We start from the raw sequence: 24,180 nt of genomic DNA, 5'->3' as shown, positions 1-24,180 counted from the left end.
ACAAGGTTTTCCCCGCCACCCTCGATCAATCCCATCGATTGATCGATCAATCAATTTCCCCCTAGACTGCGCGCTCCCGATTCCCACACAAAATGGTGGAATATTCGATGCCCAAGGTCGGAATGCAGCCGATCCGCCGCTCGCAGTTGATCCAGGCCACTCTCGAAGCCGTCGACCAGGTAGGTCTGGGTGATGCCAGCATCGCCTACATCGCCCGTATCGCCGGGGTCTCCAACGGCATCATCAGCCACTATTTCCGGGACAAGAACGGCCTGCTGGACGCCACCATGCGCCATCTGATGGCGGCCCTCAGCAGCGCCGTGCGCCAGCGCCGCGCCAGCCTGCGCGAAGACACCCCGCGCGCGCACCTGCGGGCGATAGTCGCCGGCAACTTCGACGACAGCCAGGTCAGCGGCCCGGCCATGAAGACCTGGCTGGCCTTCTGGGCCGCCAGCATGCACCAGCCATCCCTGCGCCGCCTGCAGCGGATCAACGACCACCGGCTCTATTCCAATCTCTGCTGCGAACTGCGCCGCGCCCTGCCCCGCGATGACGCCCGCTCCGCCGCCCGCGGCCTGGCCGCCCTGATCGACGGCCTCTGGCTGCGCGGCGCCCTCTCGGGCGATGCCTTCAACACCGGGCAGGCATTGCAGATCGCCTACGACTACCTGGACCAGCAGTTGGCCAAGGCTGAGGCCTGACCGGCTGAATGGGTCTGTTGTAGGGGCGAATTCATTCGCCAAGCAGGCCGAAGGTCTGCCCTGGAACCCTTAAGGGGCAGCTACGCCGCCCTTGGCGAATGACAGGAAAAGCGCTGCACCACCCGCAAAAAAGCCCGGCCCATCGGACCGGGCTTTTTCATTCCACCGGACGCGCCTGTCAGACCGCCTCGCCACGCAGCACGGGCCGCACTGCCGGGGCCGGCTGGCTGGCCGCCAGGTCCGCCTTCATGGTTTTCAACAGGGCGAACATGTAGAGCAGCAGCACCACCGAGAAGGGCAGGCCGGCCAGCACCACCACCGTCTGCATGGCGGTGAAGTTGCCGGCGAACAGCAGGCCGATGGTCGCAAGGGTCACCACGACCGACCAGAAGATCCGCAGCCAGTTGGGCGCGTCCTCGTCCAGGTCGCCTTCCTCGCGGGACAGGTTGGCCAGCATCACCGAGCCGGAATCGGCCGGGGTGAGGAAGAGCACGAAGCCGACGCAGATCGACAGGCCGATCACCGCCTTGGCCCAGGGGTAATGCTCCAGCAGCAGGTAGATCGACATGGCCGGCTGCTCCAGCGCCGCCTTGCCCAGGTCCGCCGCGTTCTGGTTCATCACCAGGTCGATGGCGCTGTTGCCGAACACCGAGAGCCAGGCCAGGGTGAAGCCCAGCGGGATCAGCAGCACGCCGCTGACCAGTTCGCGCACGGTGCGGCCACGGGAGATACGCGCCACGAACATGCCGACGAAGGGCGCCCAGGAAATCCACCAGGCCCAGTAGAACAGGGTCCACAGGCCCATCCACTCCTCGCTCTTGCCGGACTGGCCGGTGTAGACATAGAGGTCGAAGGTCTTCAGCACCAGGCCGTTGAGGTAGTCGCCCAGGTTCTGCACGAAGCCGTTGAGCAGGTGCAGGGTCTGGCCGGCCAGCAGCACGAACACCAGCAGGCCGCTGAACAGGATGATGTTCAGGTTGGACAGGCGGCGGATGCCCTTCTCGATGCCGGACACCGCGGCCAGGGTGGCCACCGCGCTCATCACCAGGATCACCGCCAGCAGCGCGCCCTGGCTATGGGGCAGGCCGAACAGGTATTCGAGACCCGAGGACACCTGCAGCGAGCCGATGCCGAGGTTGGTCACCAGCCCCAGCAGGGTCACGAAGATGCCGAAGCAGTCCACCGCGTTGCCCACCGAGCCCTTCATCAGCCGCTCGCCGAACAGCGGGTAGAGCGCCGAGCGCAGCGCCAGGGGCTTGTTGTGGCGGTAGGCGAAGTAACCCACCGCCAGGCCCACCAGCGCGTAGATGGCCCAGCCGTGCACGCCCCAGTGGAGGAAGGTCAACTGCAGCGCCTGGCGCGCGGCGGATTGGCTGCCCGGCTCGCCTTCGGGCGGGTTGTAGAGGTGGTCGATGGGCTCCGACGCCGCGAAGTAGAGCAGCGAAATGCCGATGCCCGAGGAGAACAGCATGCCGGCCCAGGCGCCGTAGCTGAAATCGGGCTTGCTGTCGTCGGCGCCCAGGCGCAGATGGCCGTAGCGGGAAAAGGCGACGTAGAGCACGAAGAACAGATACGCGCCGATGGCCAGCATGTAGTACCAGCCGAAGCTGCGCGACAGCCAGGCCTGGGCCTTGCCGAGCCAGGCGCCGGCGCTATCGGGGAAGACGATCAAGGCAACCGTGAGGAGCAGGATCAGTGCGGTGGATCCGAAGAACACGACCGGATTCAGGCGCACCTTCCCATGGCTTGTTGTTATTGGAGCTTTGCTCATTTGGACGTTCCAGGGCAGTGAAAGCAGGCGCCACATGGGCGCAACGACAGACCCGCGCCAGCGGCTGGCGACGGGAGGCAACCGCCGGCCGATGGCCCGGAATCAGGTGCGGCGAACTGCCGCATCCCGTTCCATGCTGCGCATCCTATTCTTTGTTGTTTGAACGTTCAATAAAAATAAAGTAGGCTGGATTTCAACCTGTCCGGAAAGGCCCGGAAGAAGAGGAATCCCCAATGCCCAAAGTCGGAATGCAGCCCCTGCGCCGCACCCAGTTGATCCACGCCACCCTCGAAGCGGTGGACCAGGTCGGCATGGGCGACGCCAGCATTTCCTACATCGCCAGGCTCGCCGGGGTTTCCAACGGCATCATCAGCCACTACTTCCAGGACAAGAACGGCCTGCTGGAAGCCACCATGCGCTTCCTCATGAACGATCTGCAGGACGCGGTGCGCAAGCGCCGCGAGGCCATCCGCGACGAGACTGCGCGGGGCTACATCCGCTCCATCATCGATGGCAACTTCGACGAGACCCAGGTCAACGGCCCGGCCATGAAGACCTGGCTGGCGTTCTGGGCCAGCAGCATGCACCAACCGTCCCTGCGCCGTTTGCAGCGCATCAACGACCTGCGCCTGTACTCGAACCTCTGCTGGCAGTTCCGCCGCGTGCTCGATGCCAGGAGCGCCCGCACCGCCGCCCGCGGCCTGGCCGCCCTGATCGACGGTCTCTGGCTGCGCGGCGCGCTGTCCGGCGAAGCCTTCGATACCGCACAGGCACGCCGGATCGCCTACGAATTCCTTGATCAACAACTGGCCAAGCAGGCGGCTTGAACCGCCCGGCCGCCTTGCGCTCATCACTTACAAGAGAGGACAACCACCATGGCTCGATTCGAAGAACAGAAGCTCTACATTGGCGGCCGCTACGTCGAAGCCACCAGCGGCGCCACCTTCGAGACCGTCAACCCGGCCACTGGTGAAGTCCTGGCCAAGGTCCAGCGCGCCAGCAAGGACGACGTCGAGCGCGCCGTCGCCAGCGCCGTCGAGGGCCAGAAAGTCTGGGCCGCCATGACCGCCATGCAACGCTCGCGCATCCTGCGCCGCGCCGTGGACATCCTGCGTGAGCGCAACGACGAGCTGGCCGAGCTGGAAACCCTGGACACCGGCAAGCCGCTGGCCGAGACCCGCGCGGTGGACATCGTCACCGGCGCCGACGTGATCGAGTACTACGCCGGCCTGATCCCCGCCATCGAAGGCGAGCAGATCCCGCTGCGCGAAACCAGCTTCGTCTACACCCGCCGCGAGCCCCTGGGCGTGGTCGCCGGCATCGGCGCCTGGAACTACCCGGTGCAGATCGCCATGTGGAAATCCGCCCCGGCGCTCGCCGCCGGCAACGCCATGATCTTCAAGCCCAGCGAAGTCACCCCGCTGACCGCCCTGAAACTGGCCGAGATCTACACCGAGGCCGGCGTGCCGGACGGCGTGTTCAACGTCCTCACCGGCAGCGGCCGTGAAGTGGGCCAGTGGCTGACCGAGCACCCGCTGATCGAGAAGATTTCCTTTACCGGCGGCACCTCCACCGGCAAGAAGGTGATGGCCAGCGCCTCCAGCTCCTCGCTCAAGGAAGTGACCATGGAACTGGGCGGCAAGTCGCCGCTGATCATCTTCGAAGATGCCGACCTCGACCGCGCCGCCGACATCGCCGTGATGGCCAACTTCTTCAGCTCCGGCCAGGTCTGCACCAACGGCACCCGCGTGTTCGTGCCGCGCGCCCTGCAGGCCCGCTTCGAGGCCAAGGTGGTCGAGCGCGTCAAGCGCATCCGCCTGGGCAACCCGGAAGACGCCAACACCAACTTCGGTCCGCTGACCAGCTTCGCCCACATGGAAAGCGTGCTCGGCTACATCGAGGCCGGCCGCAAGGAAGGCGCGCGTCTCCTGATCGGTGGCGAGCGCGTCACCGACGGCGAATTCGCCAAGGGCGCCTATGTGGCCGCCACCGTGTTCAGCGACTGCACCGACGACATGACCATCGTCCGCGAGGAAATCTTCGGCCCGGTGATGAGCATCCTGGTCTACGACACCGAGGAAGAAGTGATCCGCCGCGCCAACGACACCGAGTACGGCCTGGCCGCCGGTGTGGTCACCCGCGACCTGGCCCGCGCCCACCGCGTGATCCACAAGCTGGAAGCCGGCATCTGCTGGATCAACACCTGGGGCGAGTCCCCCGCCGAAATGCCGGTGGGCGGCTACAAGCAGTCCGGCGTCGGCCGCGAGAACGGCCTGACCACCCTGGCCCACTACACCCGCATCAAATCGGTGCAGGTCGAGATGGGCGATTACGCCTCCGTTTTCTAAACGGGAGCCCAAAGCTGGAAGCCAGAAGCTGGAAGCAATCCGGGACTGGCTTCCAGCCTCCAGCTTCAAGCTTCTAGCTACTCCCAAGGGGGCCCCCCATGTCACAAGAATTCGATTACATCATCGTCGGCGCCGGCTCCGCCGGTAACGTCCTGGCGACCCGCCTGACCGAAGACGCCAGCGTCAGCGTGCTGCTGCTGGAAGCCGGCGGCCCGGACTATCGCCTGGACTTCCGTACCCAGATGCCCGCCGCCCTCGCCTTCCCGCTGCAGGGCCGCCGCTACAACTGGGCCTACGAGACCGATCCGGAGCCCTACATGAACAACCGCCGCATGGAGTGCGGCCGTGGCAAGGGCCTGGGCGGCTCCTCGTTGATCAACGGCATGTGCTACATCCGCGGCAACGCCCTGGACTTCGACAGCTGGGCCAAGCTCCCGGGCCTGGAAGACTGGACCTACCTGGACTGCCTGCCCTATTTCCGCAAGGCGGAAACCCGCGACATCGGCCCCAACGATTTCCACGGCGGCGACGGCCCGGTGAGCGTGACCACGCCCAAGGCCGGCAACAACCCGCTGTTCCACGCCATGGTCGAGGCCGGCGTGCAGGCCGGCTACCCGCGTACCGAGGACCTCAACGGCTACCAGCAGGAAGGCTTCGGTCCCATGGACCGCACCGTGACCCCGCAAGGCCGCCGTGCCGCCACCGGTCGCGGCTACCTGGACCAGGCGCGCAACCGCCCGAACCTGACCATCGTCACCCACGCCTTGAGCGACCGCATCCTGTTCAGCGGCAAGCGCGCCGTCGGCGTCGCCTACCTCAAGGGCAACAGCAATACCCCGATCACCGCCCGTGCCCGCCGCGAAGTGCTGGTGTGCAGCGGCGCCATCGCCTCGCCGCAGCTGCTGCAGCGTTCCGGCGTCGGCCCGGCGGCCCTGCTGCGCGACCTCGACGTGCCGGTGGTACATGACCTGCCCGGCGTGGGCGCCAACCTGCAGGACCACCTCGAGCTCTACCTGCAGTACGCCTGCAAGGAGCCGGTGTCCATCTATCCCGCCACCAAGTGGTGGAACCAGCCGGCGATCGGCGCCGAGTGGATGCTCCTCGGCACGGGCCTGGGCGCCAGCAACCAGTTCGAGGCCGGCGGCTTCATCCGCACCCGCCCGGAATTCGCCTGGCCGAACATCCAGTTCCACTTCCTGCCCGTGGCGATCAACTACAACGGCAGCAAGGGCGTGCAGGAGCACGGCTTCCAGGCCCACATGGGATCCATGCGCTCGCCGAGCCGCGGCCGCATCCACCTCAAGTCCAAGGACCCGCGCCAGCACCCGAGCATCCTGTTCAACTACATGTCCCATGAGCAGGACTGGCAGGAATTCCGCGACGGCATCCGCCTCACCCGCGAGATCATGGCCCAGCCGGCGCTGGACCCGTACCGCGGCCGCGAGCTGAGCCCCGGCGCCAACCTCAAGAGCGACGCCGAACTGGACGAGTTCATCCGTACCCACGCGGAAACCGCCTTCCACCCCTCCTGCTCCTGCAAGATGGGCACCGACGACATGGCGGTGGTGGACGGCCAGGGCCGCGTGCACGGCATGGAAGGCCTGCGGGTGGTGGACGCCTCGATCATGCCGGAGATCATCACCGGCAACCTCAACGCGACCACCATCATGATCGCCGAGAAGATCGCCGACAAAATCCGCAATCGCAAACCGCTGCCGCGCAGCACCGCCAGCTACTACGTGGCGGGCGACAAACCGGTGCGTGGCAAGCCGGTGCGTCAGCTGTAAGGCTGGTCACCCGCAGGGAAAGGCCCCTGGTGCAACGCATCAGGGGCCTTTTCATTTCCACGGGATGGAAATAACTCTGTAGGGGCGAATTCATTCGCCAAGGGCGACTTAGTCGCCCCGGGGCCCCTCAAGGGCGGACCTGCGGCCCGCATGGCGAATGAATTCGCCCCTACAAGAAGCAGGCCTTGATCCGGCGCCCTACTCCGGCAACTCCTGCCGGATCATCCAGTGCCCGCTGGGCGGCATCAGGCGGCTGATATCGAAGCGCTTCAGGTTGTCCCGGTCGATCACCTCGATCCGCGGGCTGACCCGCCGTGGCGACCGCTTGCCTTCCAGCGCACGCACCGCGAGATCCACCGCCACCCGCGCCTGGATCACCGGCGAGTCCGTGGGCGAGGCGAGGATGCCGCCTTCGGCAATGGCCGCCAGCACCCGTTCGGTGGCGTAGAGCGACACCACCCGGGCCTTGTAGCGATTGCCCCCGGCGCGCACCAGCTGGGCGGCGAAGGCGGCGGCCTCGGCATTGCCGAGGATGTAATCGAGCTGCGGCTCACGGGTGAGCAGCTGGCGCACCAGCACTGCCTGGGCGGAGCGGTCCACCGGGCCGTAACCGGCGTGCACCAGGGTCACCTGGCTGCCGGCCGTGGCCTTGTCCAGGCCGCGTTCGGCGTCGACCACCCAGCCGGCGTCCTTCGGCCCCGGCACCCAGCCCACACGCACCGGCCTCCCCTTGCTGTGTCGGCGGATGTAGGCCATGGCCTCCCCTGCCATCTCGGCGAAATCCACCTGGGCACGGGCGGTGATACCGGGGCAGTCGATGCGGTTGACCAGGTCGATCACCGGCAGCTTGTCACGGTGCAGCAGGGCGATCTCGTCGCACAGGCCCTTGGCGCTGATGGCGGCGATGACATAGGCATCGGCGGCGAGCTGGATGCAGCGGGTCAGCTGCGCACGCTGCATGTCCGGGTACTGGTAGCCACCGGCCTCGTATACCCCAAGCTGGACACCCTGGCGCTGCGCTTCCTCGTCCAGGCCCCAGGCGACGCCCCACCAGTAGCGATCCATGCCATGGGGCAGCAGCGCGCAGATGCGCCAGGGCTTGCTCGCCCTTTCGAGCGGCCGGTAGCTGGCTTCCCTGCCGTCCACTTCGACCTGCTGCGGATACCACTGCGCCGCGGGGCAGGTCGCGGCGCTCAGGCAGCTCAACAACAGGGCACAGAGAGTCCGCATGGGGACATTCCTATCCTCAGGGTGGATAACAGGCTCGGATAGTCGCAAGCCTAGCAGCCGGATACCAGCGAACACTCGTACCCGTCGGCCGGGCCGCTCGGTGGCATGGCCAGGCCTGCTAAACTGCCCGCCAATTCGACTTGCAGGCCTCTCCCGTGACCACCACTGCCTTCACCTCCCTCTCCCTCAGCGCGGCCACCCTGGCCAACCTGGAGACCCTGGGCTACCGCGACATGACGCCGATCCAGGCCCAGGCGTTGCCGCTGATCCTCAAGGGCCGGGACCTGATCGCCCAGGCCAAGACCGGCAGCGGCAAGACCGCCGCCTTCGGTATCGGCCTGCTGGAGCCGCTCAACCCGCGCTTCTTCGGCTGCCAGGCGCTGGTGCTCTGCCCCACCCGCGAGCTGGCCGACCAGGTGGCCAAGGAAGTCCGCCGCCTGGCCCGCGGCCACGGCAATATCAAGGTGCTGCCCCTCTGCGGCGGCGTCCCCTTCGGCCCCCAGGTGGGCTCCCTGGAGCACGGCGCCCATGTGATCGTCGGCACCCCGGGCCGGATCCAGGAGCACCTGCGCAAGGGCACCCTGGTCCTCGACGGTCTCAACACCCTGGTGCTGGACGAGGCCGACCGCATGCTCGACATGGGCTTCTACGACAGCATCGCCGAGATCATCGGGCAGCTCCCGGCGCGGCGGCAGACCCTGCTGTTCTCCGCCACCTACCCGGCGGGCATCGCCCAGTTGGCCAAGACCTTCATGCGCGATCCGCAGCAGGTGAAGGTGGAAGCCCTGCACGACGACAGCCAGATCGAACAGCGCTTCTACGAGATCGACCCGCGCCAGCGCCTGGACGCCGTGCTGCGCCTCTTGCAGAGCACCCGTCCGCAGTCCTGCGTCGCCTTCTGCCACACCCGCCAGCAGTGCCAGGAACTGGAAGCCCATCTGCGCGACAACGGCATCTCCGCCCAGTCGCTGCACGGCGAGCTGGAGCAACGCGAGCGCGACCAGGTGCTCACCCTCTTCGCCAACCAGAGCTGCAGCGTGCTGGTGGCCACCGACGTCGCCGCCCGAGGCCTGGATATCGCCGGACTGGAAGCGGTGATCAACGTCGAACTGTCCCGCGATCCCGAAGTGCACATCCACCGCGTCGGCCGCAGCGGCCGCGCCGGCGAGAAGGGCCTGGCCCTGAGCCTGGTGGCGCCGGCCGAAGCCAACCGCGCCCAGGCCATCGAGGACCTGCAGCAGTCACCGCTGAACTGGCAGCGCATCGATGAGCTGGTCGTGAAGAGCCGCGAGCCGCTGCTGCCCCCCATGGCCACCCTGTGCATCAACGGCGGGCGCAAGGAGAAGCTGCGCCCCGGCGATATCCTCGGCGCCCTCACCGGCGAAGTCGGGATACCCGGCGGCCAGGTGGGCAAGATCGCCATCTTCGACTTCCAGGCCTTCGTCGCCGTCGAACGGGGCATCGCCAAGCAGGCCCTCAAGCGCCTCAGCGAGGGCCGCATCAAGGGCCGCGCCTACAAGGTGCGGATCATCTGAGTTCAGTGCAGGCCGTGGCGGGCGAAGATGGCCTGGTAGGTGCCATCTTTGCGCATGGCCTGGATGGCGCGGTCGAAGTCGTCCACCAGCTGCTGGTGTTGCGGATGGCTGCGCCGCACCAGGATGTGCAAGCCGTTCTCGGAAAGCGGCTTGGGCAGGAACTCCAGCTGGTCGCCGATGCCCTTCAGTTCACGGTTCAGGTAAAGGCGTGCCACCAGCTCGTCCTCCAGGGCCAACTGCACACGTCCGGCGGCGAGCATCCGCGCGGCCATCGGGAAGTCCGCAACCGGGACCTTGTTCAGGCTGGTATCGGCGTCGAATTCCGGCTGGTAGCGGTAGCCGCGCCCCACGGCGATGCTGTAGCGCTTCAGGTCGGCCAGGGACTGGAAGTCCACGGCGCTGCCCTTGCGCTTGAGGAAGCGGATGCGGTTGGTCAGGTAGGGTTTCGAGAATTGGCCGTAACGGGCACGCTCGTCGCTGTACCAGGCGCTGACGAGCAGGTCGTAGTCGCCCATCTTGAGCCCGCGCAAGGCACGGGCCCAGGGCACCTCGGCATACTCGACGACATGGCCGGAGCGCTTCAGGGCGGTGCGCACCAGTTCGCTCGCCAGGCCATCACCGGTGAGCCGGGCGTCGGTGAAGGGCGGCCAGGTATTGGCGGCCATGCGCAAGGTTTCGGCGTTGACGCCGGCACAGGCGAGCAGCAGGGCGAACAGGACGAAACCAAGGTGTCTTCTCATGCGGGGGCTTCCGCGAACAGTTCTGGCCGGCAGGTCCATCCAGCCTGTACCAAATCTTCGGCATCGACCAGCGCCAGGCAGCGCCGAGGTAGCTGAATTCCATCGACGCCCCTGTGACTTCCAGCGCTCGGCGACAGACCAAGAGATCGAATGCGACAGGGCGGCTGACAGCGCCCATTCCAACACTTAGGCTGTAGCCGGCAGCACAGCCGCAACCGGACATCCGCCCACAAGGCCCATATGCCCTCGACCCGATTCAATCAAACGCTGCGCCGCCTCTGGGCGCTGGACAAGTTCAGCTACAGCCTGCGCGTCTTCGTCGCCCTGACCGGGAGCATGGCGCTGTGCTGGCAGCAGGACCGCATGGAGCTGCTGATCCCGCTCTTCCTCGGCATCATCGCCAGCGCACTGGCGGAGACCGACGACAGCTGGCAGGGCCGTCTCACCGCCCTGCTGGTGATCCTCGGTTGCTTCAGCGTCGCCTCGCTCTCGGTGGAACTGCTGTTCCCCTATCCCTGGATCTTCGTCAGCGCCCTGGCCCTTGCCAGCTTCTGCCTGACCATGCTCGGCGCCCTCGGCGAGCGCTACGCCACCATCGCCTCGGCGACGCTGATCCTCTCCATCTACACCATGATCGGTGTCGACCAGCGCGACGGCGCGCCCACCAACCTCTGGCAGGAGCCCGTCCTGCTGGTGGCCGGCGCCGCCTGGTACGGCCTGCTCTCGGTGCTCTGGCAGGCGCTCTTCACCCACCAGCCGGTGCAGCAGAGCCTGGCGAAGCTGTACCACGAGCTGGGGCAGTACCTGAAACTGAAATCCGCACTGCTGGAACCGGTACGCCAGCTGGATGTGGAGGCCCGGCGCCTGGAACTGGCAAAACAGAACGGCAAGGTGGTGGCGGCGCTGAACGCGGCCAAGGAGATCATCCTGCACCGGGTCGGCAACGGTCGCCCGGGGCCCAAGGTGAGCCGCTATCTCAAGCTCTACTTCCTCGCCCAGGACATCCACGAACGCGCCAGTTCGTCCCATCATCCCTACAACGAGCTCGCCGAAGCCTTTTTCCACAGCGACGTGCTGTTCCGTTGCCAGCGCCTGCTGCGCCAGCAGGGCGGTGCCTGCCAGGCCCTGGGGCGAGCCATCCAGATGCGCCAGCCCTTCGACTACCTGGACGGCACCCAGGCCCTGGAAGACTTGAACAAGTCCCTGGAACACCTGCGCATCCAGAGCAATCCGGCCTGGCGCGGCCTGCTGCGCTCGCTCAATGCCCTGGCCCGCAACCTCGCCACCCTGGACCGCCTGCTCACCGACTCCAGCAACCCCGATGCCCTCGCCGAAACCCAGGACGCCAGCCTGCTGGACCGCTCGCCCCAGGGGCTGAAGGATGTCTGGGATCGCCTCAAGCAGAACCTCACACCCACCTCCCTGGTGTTCCGCCACGCCCTGCGCATGGCCCTGGCGCTGGCCGCCGGCTACGGCGTGCTGCACCTGATCCACCCGCAGCAGGGCTACTGGATCCTGCTGACCACGGTATTCGTCTGCCAGCCCAACTTCGGCGCCACGAGGCGCAAGCTGGTGCAGCGGATCGCCGGCACCCTGCTCGGCCTGGCCCTGGGCTGGGCGCTCTTCGACCTGTTCCCCGGCGCCCTGGTGCAATCGGCCTTCGCCGTGGTCGCCGGGGTGGTGTTCTTCGCCACCCGCACGACCCGCTATACCCTGGCCACCGCCGCCATCACCCTGCTGGTGCTGTTCTGCTTCAACCAGGTCGGCGACAGCTACGGCCTGTTCCTGCCGCGCCTGGTGGATACCCTGCTCGGGGCGCTGATCGCCGGCCTGGCGGTGATCTTCATCCTCCCCGACTGGCAGGGCCGGCGGCTCAACCAGGTAGTGGCCAACACCCTGGCCTGCAACAGCCGCTACCTGCGCCAGATCATGCAGCAGTACGCCAGCGGCAAGCGCGACGACCTCGCCTACCGCCTGGCCCGGCGCAACGCCCACAACGCCGACGCGGCGCTGTCCACCACCCTCTCCAACATGCTCATGGAGCCCGGCCACTTCCGTAAGGAGGCGGATGTCGGCTTCCGCTTCCTGGTGCTCTCCCACACCCTGCTCAGCTACCTCTCCGCCCTTGGCGCCCATCGCAGCGAGACCCCTGGCGAAGCCCTGACCCCCACCATCGAGGCAGCCGCCGAGCGCATCGCCGGCAGCCTCGACGAAATCGCGCTCGGCCTGGCCGAGAAGCGCGCGGTGAGCATCCAGGACGACGGGGAAGAGACCCTCGCCAAGGACCTGGCACAACTGCCGGAAGAGATGGACGACCGCCCGCGCCTGGTGCAGACGGAGCTGGGGCTGATCTGCCGTCAACTGGGTCCGCTGCGCACCCTGGCGGCGCATCTGCTGAATGCCGGGAGGGTGGTATGAAGCCACATGACAGGGTGGTTTCGCCGCTCTTGTGGGGCTGCTCTTGTGGGGGCGAATTCATTCGCTAAGGGACGCGAAGCGGCCCCATCGGACTCTTGGGCAGACCTGCGGTCTGCATAGCGAATGAATTCGCCCCCACAAGTATTAGGCCTTCAGAATATTCCCCGGCTCGGATCATCCTTTTCGCGGCAAGCTACAGCCCAACGTGCACTTCCAGCCCAATAGAGTCATTGCTTTCTACATCCCGAGGGCAATGGAAATGCCGAGCGATGACCTTCTCAAGGGCCGTGTATCGAGAGCTGGCCAGACCTACCACATCACGACGACGACCGAAGGGCGAATTCCGTTGTTTAGGGATTTCACCATGGCCCGCCTGGTCATCGCCGAGATGCGCCGACTACATGAGCAGAACCTGCTCCACTCCATCGCGTGGGTCCTGATGCCGGACCACCTCCACTGGCTTTTGCAACTCAATGGGCCGGTCGCCATATCCACTGTGATCAAGGTCCTGAAAGGGCGCTCCTCCAGGCAGTTGAGTCTCCGACGGCCCGGATCCCAGCCGATCTGGCAGAAGGGTTTTCACGATCATGCACTGCGGAGGGAAGAAGACATCCGCAAGGTCGCCCGCTATATCGTGGCCAACCCGCTACGAGCGGGCCTGGTAGAGCAAATCGGGGATTATCCGTTGTGGGACGCCCAATGGCTCTGACGAATCCCCACAAGAAAGCGAACTGCGCGCGCCCTATTCCCCCATCAACTCCCTCACCGTCTCCCCCACCGTCCGCACTGCCGCCTCGATCGCCGGGGTCGGCCTGGACGAGTAGTTCATCCGCAGGCAGTTCCGGTACTTGCCTGAGGCGGAGAAGATGCTGCCGGCGGCGATCTGCACGCCCTTGGGCAGCAGCGCGCGGTTCAGGCGCAGGGTGTCGAAGTCCTCGGGCAGTTCCACCCAGAGCATGAAGCTGCCCTGGGGCCGGCTGGCGCGGGTGCCTTCGGGGAAATAGCGCATCACCCAGTCGATCATGCGGTCGCGGTTGTGCTGGTACTGGCTGCGCATGCGCCGCAAGTGGGGTTCGTAGTGCCCCTTGCCGATGAACTCCGCCAGGGCCAGCTGCGGCTGGGTGGCGGTGGCGCCGGTGGAGATGTACTTCATGTGCAGCACCCGGTCGAGGTAGCGGCCGGGCGCGATCCAGCCGACGCGGATGCCGGGGGCCACGGTCTTGGAGAAAGAACTGCAGAGCAATACGCGGCCGTCGTCGTCGAATGACTTGATGGTGCGCGGTCGCGGGTACTGGTAGGCGAGGTCGCCATAGACGTCGTCCTCGAGGATGGGCACATCGTAGCGCTGGGCCAGGGTCACCAAGGCGCGCTTGCGCGCTTCCGGCATGATGTAGCCCAGCGGGTTGTTGCAGCTGGGGGTGAGCTGGATCAGCTTGATCGGCCATTGCTCCAGGGCCATCTCCAGGGCCTCCAGGCTGATGCCGTTGAGCGGGTCGGTGGGCAGTTCCAGCGCCTTCATGCCGAAGCCCTTCAGGGTCTGCATGGCGCCGTGGAAGCTGGGTGAATCCACCGCGACTATGTCGCCCGGCTCGCAAGTGGAGCGGATGGCCACCGACAGCGCCTCATGGCAGCCGGTGGTGATGACGATGTCGCTGGCGGGGATCTGGCAGCCCGAATCCAGCGCCAGGCGCGCCACCTGTTCGCGCAGGGCCTGGGTGCCGTAGATGCTGTCGTAGTAGAGGCCGCTGCCGTCCTGGCGCCGGCTGATCTGCCCGAGGCTGCGCAACAGCGGTTTCAGGGTCGGGCTGCTGATGTCCGGCATGCCGCGGCCGAGTTGCACCACGTTGTCCCTGGCGCTGCGCTTGATCAGGTCGAGCACGTCGTTCCACTGGGAGACATCCACCGGCCGCTGCGGCGCCCGGCTCACCGCCGGCAGCGCCGGGGTCTGGCGGCGCGGCGGAACGAAGTAGCCGGACTTGGGCCGCGGCTCGGCCAGGCCGCCGTCCTCGAGAATCCGGTAGGCCTGCTGCACCGTGCTCAGGCTCACCCCGTGCTCCAGGCTCAGGGCGCGTACCGAAGGCAGGCGGTCGCCGGGGCGGTAATAGCCCTGTTCGATACGTTCGCCAAGGGTCTCGGCCAGCTTGATATAGAGCTTCATGACAGTCTCCCGAATCTGCACGCGCCAGGATCAGTACCAGTACAGATGATCCCGAAACGGAGGATTCAGATAGGAAACCACGCAATCTGTATGAAAAAAATATACAGATCGTGAATCTGTATTGTGATTCAGCCGACGGACATCATGACCTCACCCCCGATCCACCACAGGGCATGAGGAACGCGACGATGAACGGCCTGAGCGATGTACGCCTGACCCTCCAAGCCCGGGAACTGGAACAGGAGCAGCGCACGCCCCTGTCCCTGGCCCCCGCACTGCCGGGCAACCGCTGGGCCGGTTTCTGGATGCGCCTGCACACCCGTCGCCGGCTGCTGGAGCTGGACGACCATGCCCTGCGGGACATCGGCCTGACCCGCGCCCAGGCGTTGGACGAGGCGTTGAAACCTTTCTGGAAGCTCTGATTCAAGGCCAGGCCTTCCAGTCGCTGGAAGGCCTGTTCAGCGGCGCCTGCAGGCCCTGGAAGGCTGGCTGCGCCTGGAGCCGCCGCAGGGCCTCGGCCAGGCGTTGGTCCACCAGCTTGCCGCGGGGATTGTCCGGCACCAGCCAGTTCACCGGGTAGAGGCCGAAGTCCTGGGCGCGGAGTCGTTCCCGCAGGCCGAGCCGGTCGATCTCATGCTCGGTCTCGTTCACGGCGAAGACATAGCCGTCGATGCGGCCGCGCACCAGTTTCTGCAGGCTGCTCTCGATGCTGTTGCCCGAAAGCGCCGGAAAGCCCAGCCAGGGCGCATGGGCGCGGTCGGTCTCGACCTTGTAGGGATAGGCCAGGCTGCGCAACGCCGGGTCCACGGTCGGGACGGCGAGCTGCTCCTGCAATTCGTCCAGACGCCAGCTGCGGCCCAGCAGGGGGGCCAACTGCGCCTGCTGCCCTCTGGCCAGGCCGCTGGCGGCCACGCGCTCGGCGCTCAGCACATGGGTGGGGTCGAGCAGTTGGGCGACGCCGAGGGCGTTGTCGCGCCGGGTGAAAAGGCCGAATCGTACCTGCCACAGGGTGCCGGAGCCATAACGCAACCCCGCCGGCAGGCGCGGCAGGTTGCCGAGGAAGGGCACCTGGAACTCGCACTGGCCGTTCTGCAGCAGATGGAAAGTGCGGGCGAAGGGGGTGATCTGCAGCTCGAAATCGATATCCGGCAGTTGTGCGTCGAGGGCGCGGACCAGGTCGATCAGGGGCCCGCTGCCATTGGCTTCGGCCAGCCCCGGCACCTCGGCCACCGCCACCCGCCACCGCTCCGCAGCTGCGGCCGCGGGGAGCCCGGCCAGGCACAGGCTGAGGCAAAGCATTGCGAACAGGCGCATGGATCACCCACCGGAGAAAGGTACGCCTGAGTATAGGTGCGGGTTCTAGCGCAGCAGGCTGGCCGTGCGCTGGATGGCGTCCTGATGCGCGGCCACCAGGGCCAGGCCGCCTCCGGCATCCAGCGCATCCAGGGGCGGCGCCAGCTTGCGGAAGGCGCTGAGCGCTTCGATGGCCGGCAACTGGGCGAAGTGACCATCGTCCCGCTGTGCGTGGTAGAGGCCGAGATTGACCAGGTCGATCAGGCACAGGCGACTGCCGCTCTCGGCATCCCACTGCCTGGCGCTGCGCACGACCTCTATGTAGCCCTCGTCCACCGCCCATTTCTTCAGCACTACCACCCCCAGGGATTTGCCGTATTCGCGGCAGAGTCGCGCATAGACGTCGGGGGTCGGCACCTGGCTGGCGTCCTTGAACGCCGATAGCACCGCCAACTCCCCCACATCGCACAGCAGGCTGGCCAGCAGTGCGTGGTCCGCCGGCGCGAAGCCCAGGGGGCGCGCCAGCACGACACTGATGGCGGCCTGGCGGGTCAGGCGCGCCCAGACGCCGATGAACAGCTGCTTGTGGGCGGCGCTGTGGAGGGTGAAGAGGCTCTTCAGGCTGTGCACCAGGGTGATGCGGTCCACCTCCTGCAGGCCGAGCAGGCGGATCACGTCTTCCAGTGTCTTGGGCGGCTGGGTCGAGCGGAACATGATGCTGGAAGCATGCTTCATCAGCAGCGCACTGAGCGCCGGATCCCTGCTGATGACCTGCTTGAGCCGGGCAACGCTGACGTTCGGGTCGGCCAGGGCGCGGCGAATCTCCAGGGTGATCATCGGCAGGCTGGGCAACTGCTCTTCGCCGTTCATCAGCTGGGTGACGACCTTGCGGTAAATCGAATAGTCCGACTCTGCTGCGCTCACACCGGTTCTCCCTTTCTTCTTGTGGCGGCAGTGTAGCTGCGCCGGCGATGCCCGCCCACCGGGGCGGCGGCCGGCTCGAACGATCCGTCAGGGCAGAGGCACGCCATAAGGCCTGGCGAGCTTGGCCAGGCGACCATCGGCACGCATCTGCCGCAGAACCCGGCCGATGTCATCGCGCAGCTGGTGGTGGGTTTCGCCCCGGGGCAGGGCGAGGTAGCCGACCTGGGTATCGATCACAGGGGTCAGGCGCCGCACCTGTTTGGCGATGCCCAGAGCCTCGATGCGCGGAATGGAATCGCGCTCGTTGCTCGCCGTCAGGTCGGCGCGGCCGGCCATCAGCAGCTTGAACGCCAGTTCCACCGAAGGCGCGACATGCAGGTCGAGCTGGCCGCGCATGGCATCGAATCGCTCGCCGTAGCTCCAGCCATGGATGATCGCGATGCGCTTGCCCATCAGGCTCGCGGTGCTGCCGTCCCAGGAGTAGCCGGAATCGCTGCGGCTGTAGAAGACCACCCGGTCGCGATAGAAACCGGGCTCGACGAACTGGAAGCGACGCTCGCGCGCGGTGGTGCGGTAAGGACCGACCAGCACGTCGGCGCGGCCTTCTTCCACCAGCTTCTGCGCGCGGGCCCAGGGGTAGATCTCGAAGCGCACCCGGTCGCCCAGTTCGGTAGCGACCGCGCGCATCACATCGACGCCAAACCCCGAAGGCTCGCCATTCGGGGCCAGGGTATAGATACCGGGGAACTCGGTGCCGACGGCGAGCAAGTCGCGGGCACTGGCGAAGGGAACCATGCCCAGCACCCAGAGAATGACGCAGAGGGTGCGGAGAATCGGACGCATGCCCGCGGACCTCGGTCGGTTTCTCCCTTGAGACTAGGGTCTGTACGAAAAGTCGTCGAGCGAAGGTCAGACGAGGCAAAAATCGGTGAGGAAGCGGAGTTAACGAGCTGTTAATGAGCATTCCGAACCGATTTTTAACGAAGCATCACCGAGCGCAGGCACTTTTCGTACAGAGCCTAGCAGCCGGCCGTGAGCGCTGGCGGTGGCCTAGAGGTCACGCCAGGTGAGGTAGACGCGCAGGTCGAATTCCAGCTGGTGGTAGCCGGGCAGCATGTGTTCGCAGAGCTGGTAGAAGGCCTTGCTGTGGTCGCGTTCCTTCAAGTGGGCCAGCTCATGGACCAGGATCATCCGCAGGAACTCCGGCGCGGCCTCCTTGAACAGCGAAGCGACGCGGATTTCCTTCTTGGCCTTCAGCTTGCCGCCCTGCACCCGCGAGATCGCCGTGTTCAGCCCGAGCGCCTTGTGCACCACATCGAGCTTGTTGTCATAGAGCACCTTGTCCGGTGCCGGCGCGTTGCGCAGGTGCTCCTGCTTGAGGGCCATGGCGTAGCCGTACAGCGCCTTGTCGCTCTGCACCTCGTGGCGGCCGGGGTAGCGGCGCTCGAGGTATTCGCCCAGGCGGCTGGCCTCGATCATCCTGGCCACCTGTTCCTGCAGGTTGGCGGGATAACCCCGGAGATACTTGAGAGCGGTCATGGCGCGGCGGTCGGCTGATGAAAAGGGCGACAGTCTACCCGACCGTGGTGCGCCGCGGGCGCCGGAACGACCGGTCGCGCCGATCGCCCGCGAAACCTCTGGCGCAATGCCCGAAGCGAGAAGGACAACGGTTCAAGAATTTCTATCCACACCGTTCGTCGGAATATTTCCTCTGGTTTTTTGCGCTGGGAACCGGGCCGCTTCAAAAAACCGGCGCACGTCGCCGGAAATTTTCCTTATCCATCAAGGACGGGCCTTTCCGCTCATGTGCGGCACCCGGGCAGAGGCCGATAGCGCAATACTGGCCATCGCGAAAAAGATCAAAAAATTGACGCCAACGATGTGACGACCAGTGACTGACAGGCGCTCGGACAGGCCTTATAAAGCGCTTGCGAGACGGCCCCAAACGCCTTCGGACGACACGGCGGGCAACTGCCAACAGCAACCTTCACTTTTAGTTCGAGCGCAACTGGCCGGAACGCCGTCACAGCGAAAAGCAGCGACGAGGATACGCAGCGCCCGACTGAAAGTTCTTTTCGAGAACTCAGTCATGATCGACCTCTCCACCTGGAATCTCACCCTGCCCGTCGGCGAACCCGCCATCACCATCGAAACCACGGCGCTGCTCGGCGGCTATCGGGACCAATTCTTCCAGCCCACCACCGACAGCCTGTTCTTCTGGACGCCGGTCAATGGCACCACCACCGCCAACGCCAGCTACCCGCGCACCGAGCTGCGCGAGACCTACGCCGACGGCAGGCTGCGCAACTGGACCTACGCCGGCGCCGACAATGTGCTGAGCGCCAACCTGAGCGTGAGCCAGGTACCCTCCACCGGAAAGATCGTGATCGGCCAGATCCATGCCTACGGCAGCACCAGCCCGCTGCTCAAGCTGGAGTACCAGTTCAAGACCAAGACCAACACCGCGAACATAGTCGCCAAGGTACGCAACAGCCCGAACGACGGAACCAGCACGGTGATTCCGCTGCTCAGCGGCATCCCCCTGAACCAGCGCTTCAGCTACGTGATCGACCTGTCGCCCAATGGCCAGCTCAGCGTCATGGTCAACAGCAGCCTGTGGAGCCAGCAGCTGAGCTCGGAATGGGCACCCAAGCCGCTGTACTTCAAGGCGGGGGTCTATACCCAGGACAACACGGGGTACGAGACCGAGGCGGGGGCGGCGACCTTCTACAACCTGAAGATCGAGCATCGGGGGCTGTAACCCTCACCCCCCAGGTAACTCCGATAGACCCTGAGCAGGTCCGCCTCGCCGATCCGGCAATTCCCCGCCGGGCACTGGCTGGCGAACTCGAAGCGGCCGGCCGGTGGATCGGCCAGGCGGATCTTCAGGGAAGGCCAGCCGGACGGCTTGGCCGTCGAGGGTGTGAACAGCCAGGCGCCCTTGCGCTGCACCAGGGCGCCGCCGGCCTCGGCGTAGTCGAAGACGAACAGCAGGGTGCGCGAGGTCCTGGTGGTGCAATCGGTGCGGCCCAGGCACTGCTGCGGATCGCTGGATACCGGCTCGGGCGGCGGTTCCGGGGCCACCGGTGGCTGGCCGGCACAACCCGCGAGCAGCAGGGCGAGGCCCATCATCAGGGGCAGGCGCATCGGATACTCCTTGTCCGGATACGAAAGAGCCCCGCATTGCGGGGCTCCTCGTGCAGGCCGTGGGATCAGTTGACCTTGGCGGCCAGCTCGCCCTTGGCGTAGCGCTGGAACATGCCTTCCAGGGAGATCGGCTTGATCCTGGAGGCGTTGCCGGCGGTGCCGAAGGCTTCGTAGCGGGCGATGCAGATGTCGCGCATGGCTTCGACGGTCTTGGCGAAGTATTTGCGCGGGTCGAACTCGGCCGGGTTCTGGGCCATGAAGCGACGGATGGCACCGGTGGACGCCAGGCGCAGGTCGGTGTCGATGTTCACCTTGCGCACGCCGTGCTTGATGCCTTCGACGATTTCCTCGACCGGTACGCCGTAGGTCTCTTTGATGTCGCCGCCGAACTCGTTGATGATCGCCAGCCAGTCCTGCGGGACCGAGGAAGAACCGTGCATCACCAGGTGGGTGTTGGGGATGCGCTTGTGGATTTCCTTGATGCGGTCGATGGCGAGGATGTCGCCGGTCGGCGGCTTGGTGAACTTGTAGGCGCCGTGGCTGGTGCCGATGGCGATGGCCAGGGCGTCCACCTGGGTCTTCTTGACGAAGTCGGCAGCCTCTTCCGGGTCGGTCAGCATCTGGCTGTGGTCCAGGGTGCCTTCGGCGCCGACGCCATCTTCCTCACCGGCCTGGCCGGTTTCCAGGGAGCCCAGGCAGCCCAGCTCACCTTCCACGGAAACGCCGCAGGCGTGGGCGAAGGCAACGGTCTGCTGGGTGACGCGCACGTTGTATTCGTAGTCGGACGGGGTCTTGCCGTCTTCACGCAGGGAGCCGTCCATCATCACCGAGGAGAAGCCCAGCTGGATGGAGCGCTGGCAGACGTCGGGGCTGGTGCCGTGGTCCTGGTGCATGCACACCGGGATGTGCGGGAATTCTTCGATGGCGGCCAGGATCAGGTGGCGCAGGAAGGGGGCGCCGGCGTATTTGCGCGCACCGGCGGAGGCCTGCACGATCACCGGGGAATCGGTCTTGTCGGCCGCTTCCATGATGGCGCGCATCTGTTCCAGGTTGTTGACGTTGAAGGCTGGTACGCCGTAGCCGAATTCGGCGGCGTGGTCCAGCATCTGGCGCATGCTGATGAGTGCCATGGTGTTTCAGTCTCCCGATTGGGTGGGCTGTCAAATTGCAAAGCCTGCCGCAGGGACAGGCCGGGTTCAAGTTCCCGGGGAGGAGCGGTCATGCCCTCCCGGGAGAAATTCACGGGCTTTTGCAACCGCGACCGATCAGGTCATCGGTGGCCACCCAGTAGACCAGGCCTTCATCACCCTTGGTGTGGAAAGCCAGGTTGCCGTCGCTGTAGAGCGCGCCGGAGCCGGAGGGTTCCCGCTTCAGGCGGTGGACGATATCGCCACCGCCCAGGCGCAGGTCGACGCTGTCCTTGTCCGCACCGGCAAAGCGCCAGAGCACTTCGGCCTGACTGTCGCAGACCCAGCGCGTCCAGTCATCGCCGGGCGCCTCGCGGCCGGCGCAACCGGCCAGGAGCGCAAGGCCCGCGAGGGCGAACCATCCTTTCATCCACATCTCCTCGGGGAATGGCTCCGGCCATCCGGACACTGCACCCTCAAGGGCAGTGCTGTTGTCCTTCGTTGTCCACAGTGGGGTCACCACTGCTCTGCGCCTCCACCCGCTGGTCGTCCTGGTTGCTCGGGACTATGACCTGGGGCGGACTCATCACTTCGCAGGTGCTGGACGGCCGTTCACCGGCACAGCCCCAGAGTCCGGCACAGAGAATCAGCAGAATCGCAGCGTAGCGCATGGCAGACACTCCTTTTCGCAATCTCCTCTAGAGGGACCGCAGAGGCCTGCCAGGGTTTAGGCCGATTCCGCGAGCGGCTTACTTCGCGCGCTGCTCCAGCACTTCCACGGCCGGCAGTACCTTGCCCTCGACGAACTCGAGGAAAGCGCCGCCACCGGTGGAGATGTAGGAGATCTGCTCACCCACGCCGTACTTGTCGATCGCCGCCAGGGTGTCGCCACCGCCGGCGATGGAGAAGGCCGGGCTCTCGGCGATGGCCAGGGCCAGGGCCTTGGTGCCGTTGCCGAACTGGTCGAACTCGAACACGCCCACCGGACCGTTCCAGAGGATGGTCTTCGACGACTTCAGCAGCTCGGCGAACTGGGCGGCGGTCTGCGGGCCGATGTCGAGGATCATGTCGTCGTCGGCCACCTCGCTGATGGCCTTGACGGTGGCGGCGGCGCTTTCGGCGAACTCCTTGGCAACCACCACGTCCACCGGCAGTGGCACGCTGACCTTGGCGGCGATGGCCTTGGCGGTGTCCACCAGGTCGGCTTCATAGAGGGACTTGCCGACCTTGTAGCCGGCGGCGGCGAGGAAGGTGTTGGCGATGCCGCCACCGACGATCAGCTGGTCGCAGATCTGGCTCAGGGAGTTCAGCACGTCCAGCTTGGTGGAGACCTTGGAACCGGCGACGATGGCAGCCATCGGGCGGGCCGGGTTGCCCAGGGCCTTGCCCAGGGCGTCCAGCTCGGCGGCCAGCAGCGGGCCGGCGCAAACGACCTTGGCGAACCTGGCCACGCCGTGGGTGGAGCCCTCGGCGCGGTGGGCGGTGCCGAAGGCGTCCATCACGAAGACGTCGCAGAGGGCGGCGTACTGCTGGGCCAGCTCGTCGGCGTTCTTCTTCTCGCCCTTGTTGAAGCGCACGTTCTCGAACAGCACCACCTGGCCGGGCGCAACGTCGACGCCACCCAGGTAGTCGGCCACCAGCGGCACTTCGCGGCCCAGGGCCTCGGACAGGTAGTCGGCCACCGGCTTCAGGCTGTTCTCTGCGGAGAACTCGCCCTCGGTGGGACGGCCCAGGTGAGAGCAGACCATCACCGCCGCGCCCTTCTCCAGTGCCAGCTTGATGGTCGGCAGGGAGGCGAGGATGCGCGCATCGCTTTTCACGACGCCGTCCTTCACCGGCACGTTGAGATCCTCGCGGATCAGCACGCGCTTACCCTGGAGGTCGAGGTCGGTCATTTTCAACACGGTCATGGGGTCAGTCCTTCACGGGGGCTGGATGTTGACGAGAAGCAGCGGAAACCCGCAGGTAGTGGTCTGCGGTGTCGAGCATGCGGTTGGCGAAGCCCCATTCGTTGTCGAACCAGGCCAGCAGGTTGACCAGGCGCGGGCCGGACACACGGGTCTGGCTGCCGTCGACGATGGCGGAATGGGGGTCGTGGTTGAAATCGCAGCTGGCGTGGGGCAGCTCGGTGTAGGCCAGCAGGCCCTTGAGCGGGCCGCTCTCGGCGGCCTCGCGCAGCACCCGGTTGATCTCGGCGGCCGAGGTGTCGCGGGCGGTCTGCAGGGTGATGTCGAGGCAGGAGACGTTCACCGTGGGCACGCGGATGGCCTTGGCCTGGATGCGCCCGGTGAGTTCCGGCAGCAGGCGTTCGATGCCGCGGGCAAGGCCGGTGGACACCGGAATGACCGACTGGAAGGCCGAACGGGTGCGGCGCAGGTCTTCGTGGTGGTAGGCGTCGATCACGGGCTGGTCGTTCATCGCCGAGTGGATGGTAGTAATGGAGACGTACTCCAGACCCACGGACTCGTTGAGAAGTTTCAGCAGGGGCACACCACAGTTGGTGGTGCAGGAGGCGTTGGACACCAGTTTCTCGGCGCCGGTCAGGCTGTCCTGGTTGACCCCGTAGACGATGGTGGCGTCGATGTCCGCCTCGCCACCCATGGGCTGGGAGAACAGCACCCGCGGCGCACCGGCAGCGAGGAAACGCTCGGCGTCCTGGCGATGGGCGTACTGGCCGGAACACTCCAGCACCAGGTCCACGCCCAGGGCGGCCCAGTCGATGGCTTCGGGCTCGGCGCTACGCAGCACCTTCACGCAGTCGCCATTGATATGCAGGCAATCGCCGTCCACCCGCACTTCACCGGGAAAGCGGCCATGGGTGGAGTCGAAGCGGGTCAGGTATTCGATGCTGGCCTGGTCGGCCAGGTCGTTCAGCGCGACTATCTCGAAGCTCGCCCCGCCACTGCGCTCGTGAAGCGCACGCAGCACGCAGCGGCCGATGCGGCCGTAGCCGTTCAAGGCAACTCGGAAGGGACGTTTGGGCATCTATTTGCAAAGAGCT

At 66.1% G+C, this 24,180-nt stretch carries 24 protein-coding genes; 10 read left to right on the top strand and 14 right to left on the bottom strand.

Annotated features, from left to right (window positions below):
• Positions 1 to 107: 107 nt before the first annotated feature.
• Positions 108 to 701, top strand: coding sequence for a transcriptional regulator BetI (gene betI, locus ACFPU0_RS05605; RefSeq protein WP_377691797.1), 594 nt, complete (start codon positions 108 to 110; stop codon positions 699 to 701).
• A gap of 178 nt (positions 702 to 879) precedes the next feature.
• Here the strand turns inward: betI (ACFPU0_RS05605) and ACFPU0_RS05600 are convergent, their stop codons facing one another.
• Complete coding sequence (locus ACFPU0_RS05600; protein ID WP_377691816.1) at positions 880 to 2,418, bottom strand: BCCT family transporter; 1,539 nt, start codon at positions 2,416 to 2,418, stop codon at positions 880 to 882.
• Between the two features lie 287 nt (positions 2,419 to 2,705).
• Between ACFPU0_RS05600 and betI (ACFPU0_RS05595) the strand changes: the two genes are divergently transcribed.
• The 3 genes from betI (ACFPU0_RS05595) (at position 2,706) to betA (ending at position 6,607) form a co-directional block, all read left to right on the top strand.
• Positions 2,706 to 3,299 carry a transcriptional regulator BetI gene (gene betI / locus ACFPU0_RS05595; protein WP_377691796.1) on the top strand — a complete coding sequence of 198 codons (594 nt, stop codon included), beginning with the start codon at positions 2,706 to 2,708 and terminating at the stop codon, positions 3,297 to 3,299.
• 48 nt (positions 3,300 to 3,347) lie between these two features.
• Positions 3,348 to 4,820, top strand: a complete 1,473-nt coding sequence (gene betB, locus ACFPU0_RS05590) for a betaine-aldehyde dehydrogenase (RefSeq protein ID WP_377691795.1) — start codon at positions 3,348 to 3,350, stop codon at positions 4,818 to 4,820.
• A gap of 98 nt (positions 4,821 to 4,918) precedes the next feature.
• A complete protein-coding gene (gene betA, locus ACFPU0_RS05585) occupies positions 4,919 to 6,607 on the top strand; it encodes a choline dehydrogenase (protein ID WP_377691794.1) in 1,689 nt (562 codons plus the stop codon).
• Positions 6,608 to 6,805: 198 nt separating this feature from the next.
• Here the strand turns inward: betA and torT are convergent, their stop codons facing one another.
• Positions 6,806 to 7,837, bottom strand: coding sequence for a TMAO reductase system periplasmic protein TorT (gene torT, locus ACFPU0_RS05580; RefSeq protein ID WP_377691793.1), 1,032 nt, complete (start codon positions 7,835 to 7,837; stop codon positions 6,806 to 6,808).
• A 155-nt stretch (positions 7,838 to 7,992) separates the two neighbouring features.
• Between torT and dbpA the strand changes: the two genes are divergently transcribed.
• A complete protein-coding gene (dbpA, locus tag ACFPU0_RS05575) occupies positions 7,993 to 9,372 on the top strand; it encodes an ATP-dependent RNA helicase DbpA (RefSeq protein WP_377691792.1) in 1,380 nt (459 codons plus the stop codon).
• Positions 9,373 to 9,374: 2 nt separating this feature from the next.
• On the opposite strand, the gene ACFPU0_RS05570 is transcribed toward dbpA, so the two are convergent.
• On the bottom strand, positions 9,375 to 10,112 hold the full coding sequence (locus ACFPU0_RS05570; RefSeq protein ID WP_377691791.1) for a substrate-binding periplasmic protein: 738 nt from the start codon (positions 10,110 to 10,112) through the stop codon (positions 9,375 to 9,377).
• A gap of 240 nt (positions 10,113 to 10,352) precedes the next feature.
• Here ACFPU0_RS05570 and yccS point away from each other — a divergent pair, with 240 nt between their 5' ends.
• Positions 10,353 to 12,530 (top strand): YccS family putative transporter, encoded by a 2,178-nt coding sequence (gene yccS, locus ACFPU0_RS05565; protein ID WP_377691790.1) that lies wholly within the window; start codon positions 10,353 to 10,355, stop codon positions 12,528 to 12,530.
• A 253-nt stretch (positions 12,531 to 12,783) separates the two neighbouring features.
• Positions 12,784 to 13,239: an REP-associated tyrosine transposase gene (locus tag ACFPU0_RS05560; RefSeq protein WP_417715029.1), complete on the top strand. Its 456-nt coding sequence runs from the start codon at positions 12,784 to 12,786 to the stop codon at positions 13,237 to 13,239.
• A 33-nt stretch (positions 13,240 to 13,272) separates the two neighbouring features.
• On the opposite strand, the gene ACFPU0_RS05555 is transcribed toward ACFPU0_RS05560, so the two are convergent.
• A complete protein-coding gene (locus ACFPU0_RS05555) occupies positions 13,273 to 14,688 on the bottom strand; it encodes a PLP-dependent aminotransferase family protein (protein WP_377691788.1) in 1,416 nt (471 codons plus the stop codon).
• Between the two features lie 188 nt (positions 14,689 to 14,876).
• On the opposite strand from ACFPU0_RS05555, the gene ACFPU0_RS05550 reads away from it, so the two are divergent.
• Complete coding sequence (locus tag ACFPU0_RS05550; protein ID WP_377691787.1) at positions 14,877 to 15,110, top strand: DUF1127 domain-containing protein; 234 nt, start codon at positions 14,877 to 14,879, stop codon at positions 15,108 to 15,110.
• Position 15,111: 1 nt separating this feature from the next.
• Here the strand turns inward: ACFPU0_RS05550 and ACFPU0_RS05545 are convergent, their stop codons facing one another.
• The 4 genes from ACFPU0_RS05545 to ACFPU0_RS05530 form a co-directional block, all read right to left on the bottom strand.
• A complete protein-coding gene (locus ACFPU0_RS05545; protein ID WP_377691786.1) occupies positions 15,112 to 16,002 on the bottom strand; it encodes a hypothetical protein in 891 nt (296 codons plus the stop codon).
• 45 nt (positions 16,003 to 16,047) lie between these two features.
• Complete coding sequence (locus ACFPU0_RS05540; RefSeq protein ID WP_377691785.1) at positions 16,048 to 16,905, bottom strand: HDOD domain-containing protein; 858 nt, start codon at positions 16,903 to 16,905, stop codon at positions 16,048 to 16,050.
• Positions 16,906 to 16,992: 87 nt separating this feature from the next.
• A complete protein-coding gene (locus tag ACFPU0_RS05535) occupies positions 16,993 to 17,748 on the bottom strand; it encodes a substrate-binding periplasmic protein (RefSeq protein WP_377691784.1) in 756 nt (251 codons plus the stop codon).
• A gap of 207 nt (positions 17,749 to 17,955) precedes the next feature.
• On the bottom strand, positions 17,956 to 18,444 hold the full coding sequence (locus ACFPU0_RS05530; RefSeq protein WP_377691783.1) for a YgjP-like metallopeptidase domain-containing protein: 489 nt from the start codon (positions 18,442 to 18,444) through the stop codon (positions 17,956 to 17,958).
• On the opposite strand from ACFPU0_RS05530, the gene ACFPU0_RS05525 reads away from it, so the two are divergent.
• On the top strand, positions 18,443 to 18,790 hold the full coding sequence (locus ACFPU0_RS05525) for a hypothetical protein (RefSeq protein WP_377691782.1): 348 nt from the start codon (positions 18,443 to 18,445) through the stop codon (positions 18,788 to 18,790). The genes ACFPU0_RS05530 and ACFPU0_RS05525 overlap by 2 nt on opposite strands.
• Before the next feature lie 204 nt (positions 18,791 to 18,994).
• Entirely contained in the window at positions 18,995 to 19,666 is a 672-nt protein-coding gene (locus tag ACFPU0_RS05520; RefSeq protein WP_377691781.1) for a polysaccharide lyase family 7 protein, read from the top strand.
• Here the strand turns inward: ACFPU0_RS05520 and ACFPU0_RS05515 are convergent.
• The 6 genes from ACFPU0_RS05515 to epd all read right to left on the bottom strand — a co-directional run bounded on the left by ACFPU0_RS05515 (position 19,633) and on the right by epd (position 24,164).
• Positions 19,633 to 20,052, bottom strand: a complete 420-nt coding sequence (locus ACFPU0_RS05515) for a hypothetical protein (RefSeq protein WP_377691780.1) — start codon at positions 20,050 to 20,052, stop codon at positions 19,633 to 19,635. The genes ACFPU0_RS05520 and ACFPU0_RS05515 overlap by 34 nt on opposite strands.
• Positions 20,053 to 20,117: 65 nt before the next feature.
• On the bottom strand, positions 20,118 to 21,182 hold the full coding sequence (gene fba, locus ACFPU0_RS05510; RefSeq protein ID WP_377691779.1) for a class II fructose-bisphosphate aldolase: 1,065 nt from the start codon (positions 21,180 to 21,182) through the stop codon (positions 20,118 to 20,120).
• Positions 21,183 to 21,291: 109 nt separating this feature from the next.
• Positions 21,292 to 21,609, bottom strand: coding sequence for an MliC family protein (locus ACFPU0_RS05505; RefSeq protein ID WP_377691778.1), 318 nt, complete (start codon positions 21,607 to 21,609; stop codon positions 21,292 to 21,294).
• A gap of 46 nt (positions 21,610 to 21,655) precedes the next feature.
• On the bottom strand, positions 21,656 to 21,850 hold the full coding sequence (locus ACFPU0_RS05500; RefSeq protein WP_377691777.1) for a hypothetical protein: 195 nt from the start codon (positions 21,848 to 21,850) through the stop codon (positions 21,656 to 21,658).
• 78 nt (positions 21,851 to 21,928) lie between these two features.
• The gene (locus tag ACFPU0_RS05495; protein WP_377691776.1) at positions 21,929 to 23,089 is read right to left on the bottom strand and encodes a phosphoglycerate kinase; all 1,161 of its coding nucleotides are present in this window, start codon (positions 23,087 to 23,089) and stop codon (positions 21,929 to 21,931) included.
• Between the two features lie 4 nt (positions 23,090 to 23,093).
• Positions 23,094 to 24,164, bottom strand: coding sequence for an erythrose-4-phosphate dehydrogenase (gene epd / locus ACFPU0_RS05490; RefSeq protein ID WP_377691775.1), 1,071 nt, complete (start codon positions 24,162 to 24,164; stop codon positions 23,094 to 23,096).
• Positions 24,165 to 24,180: the final 16 nt, after the last annotated feature.

Origin of the sequence: Pseudomonas sp. GCM10022186 (assembly GCF_042656385.1) — a bacterium.
Taxonomy (GTDB): domain Bacteria; phylum Pseudomonadota; class Gammaproteobacteria; order Pseudomonadales; family Pseudomonadaceae; genus Metapseudomonas.
This window is presented reverse-complemented; position numbering and strand designations above follow the sequence as displayed.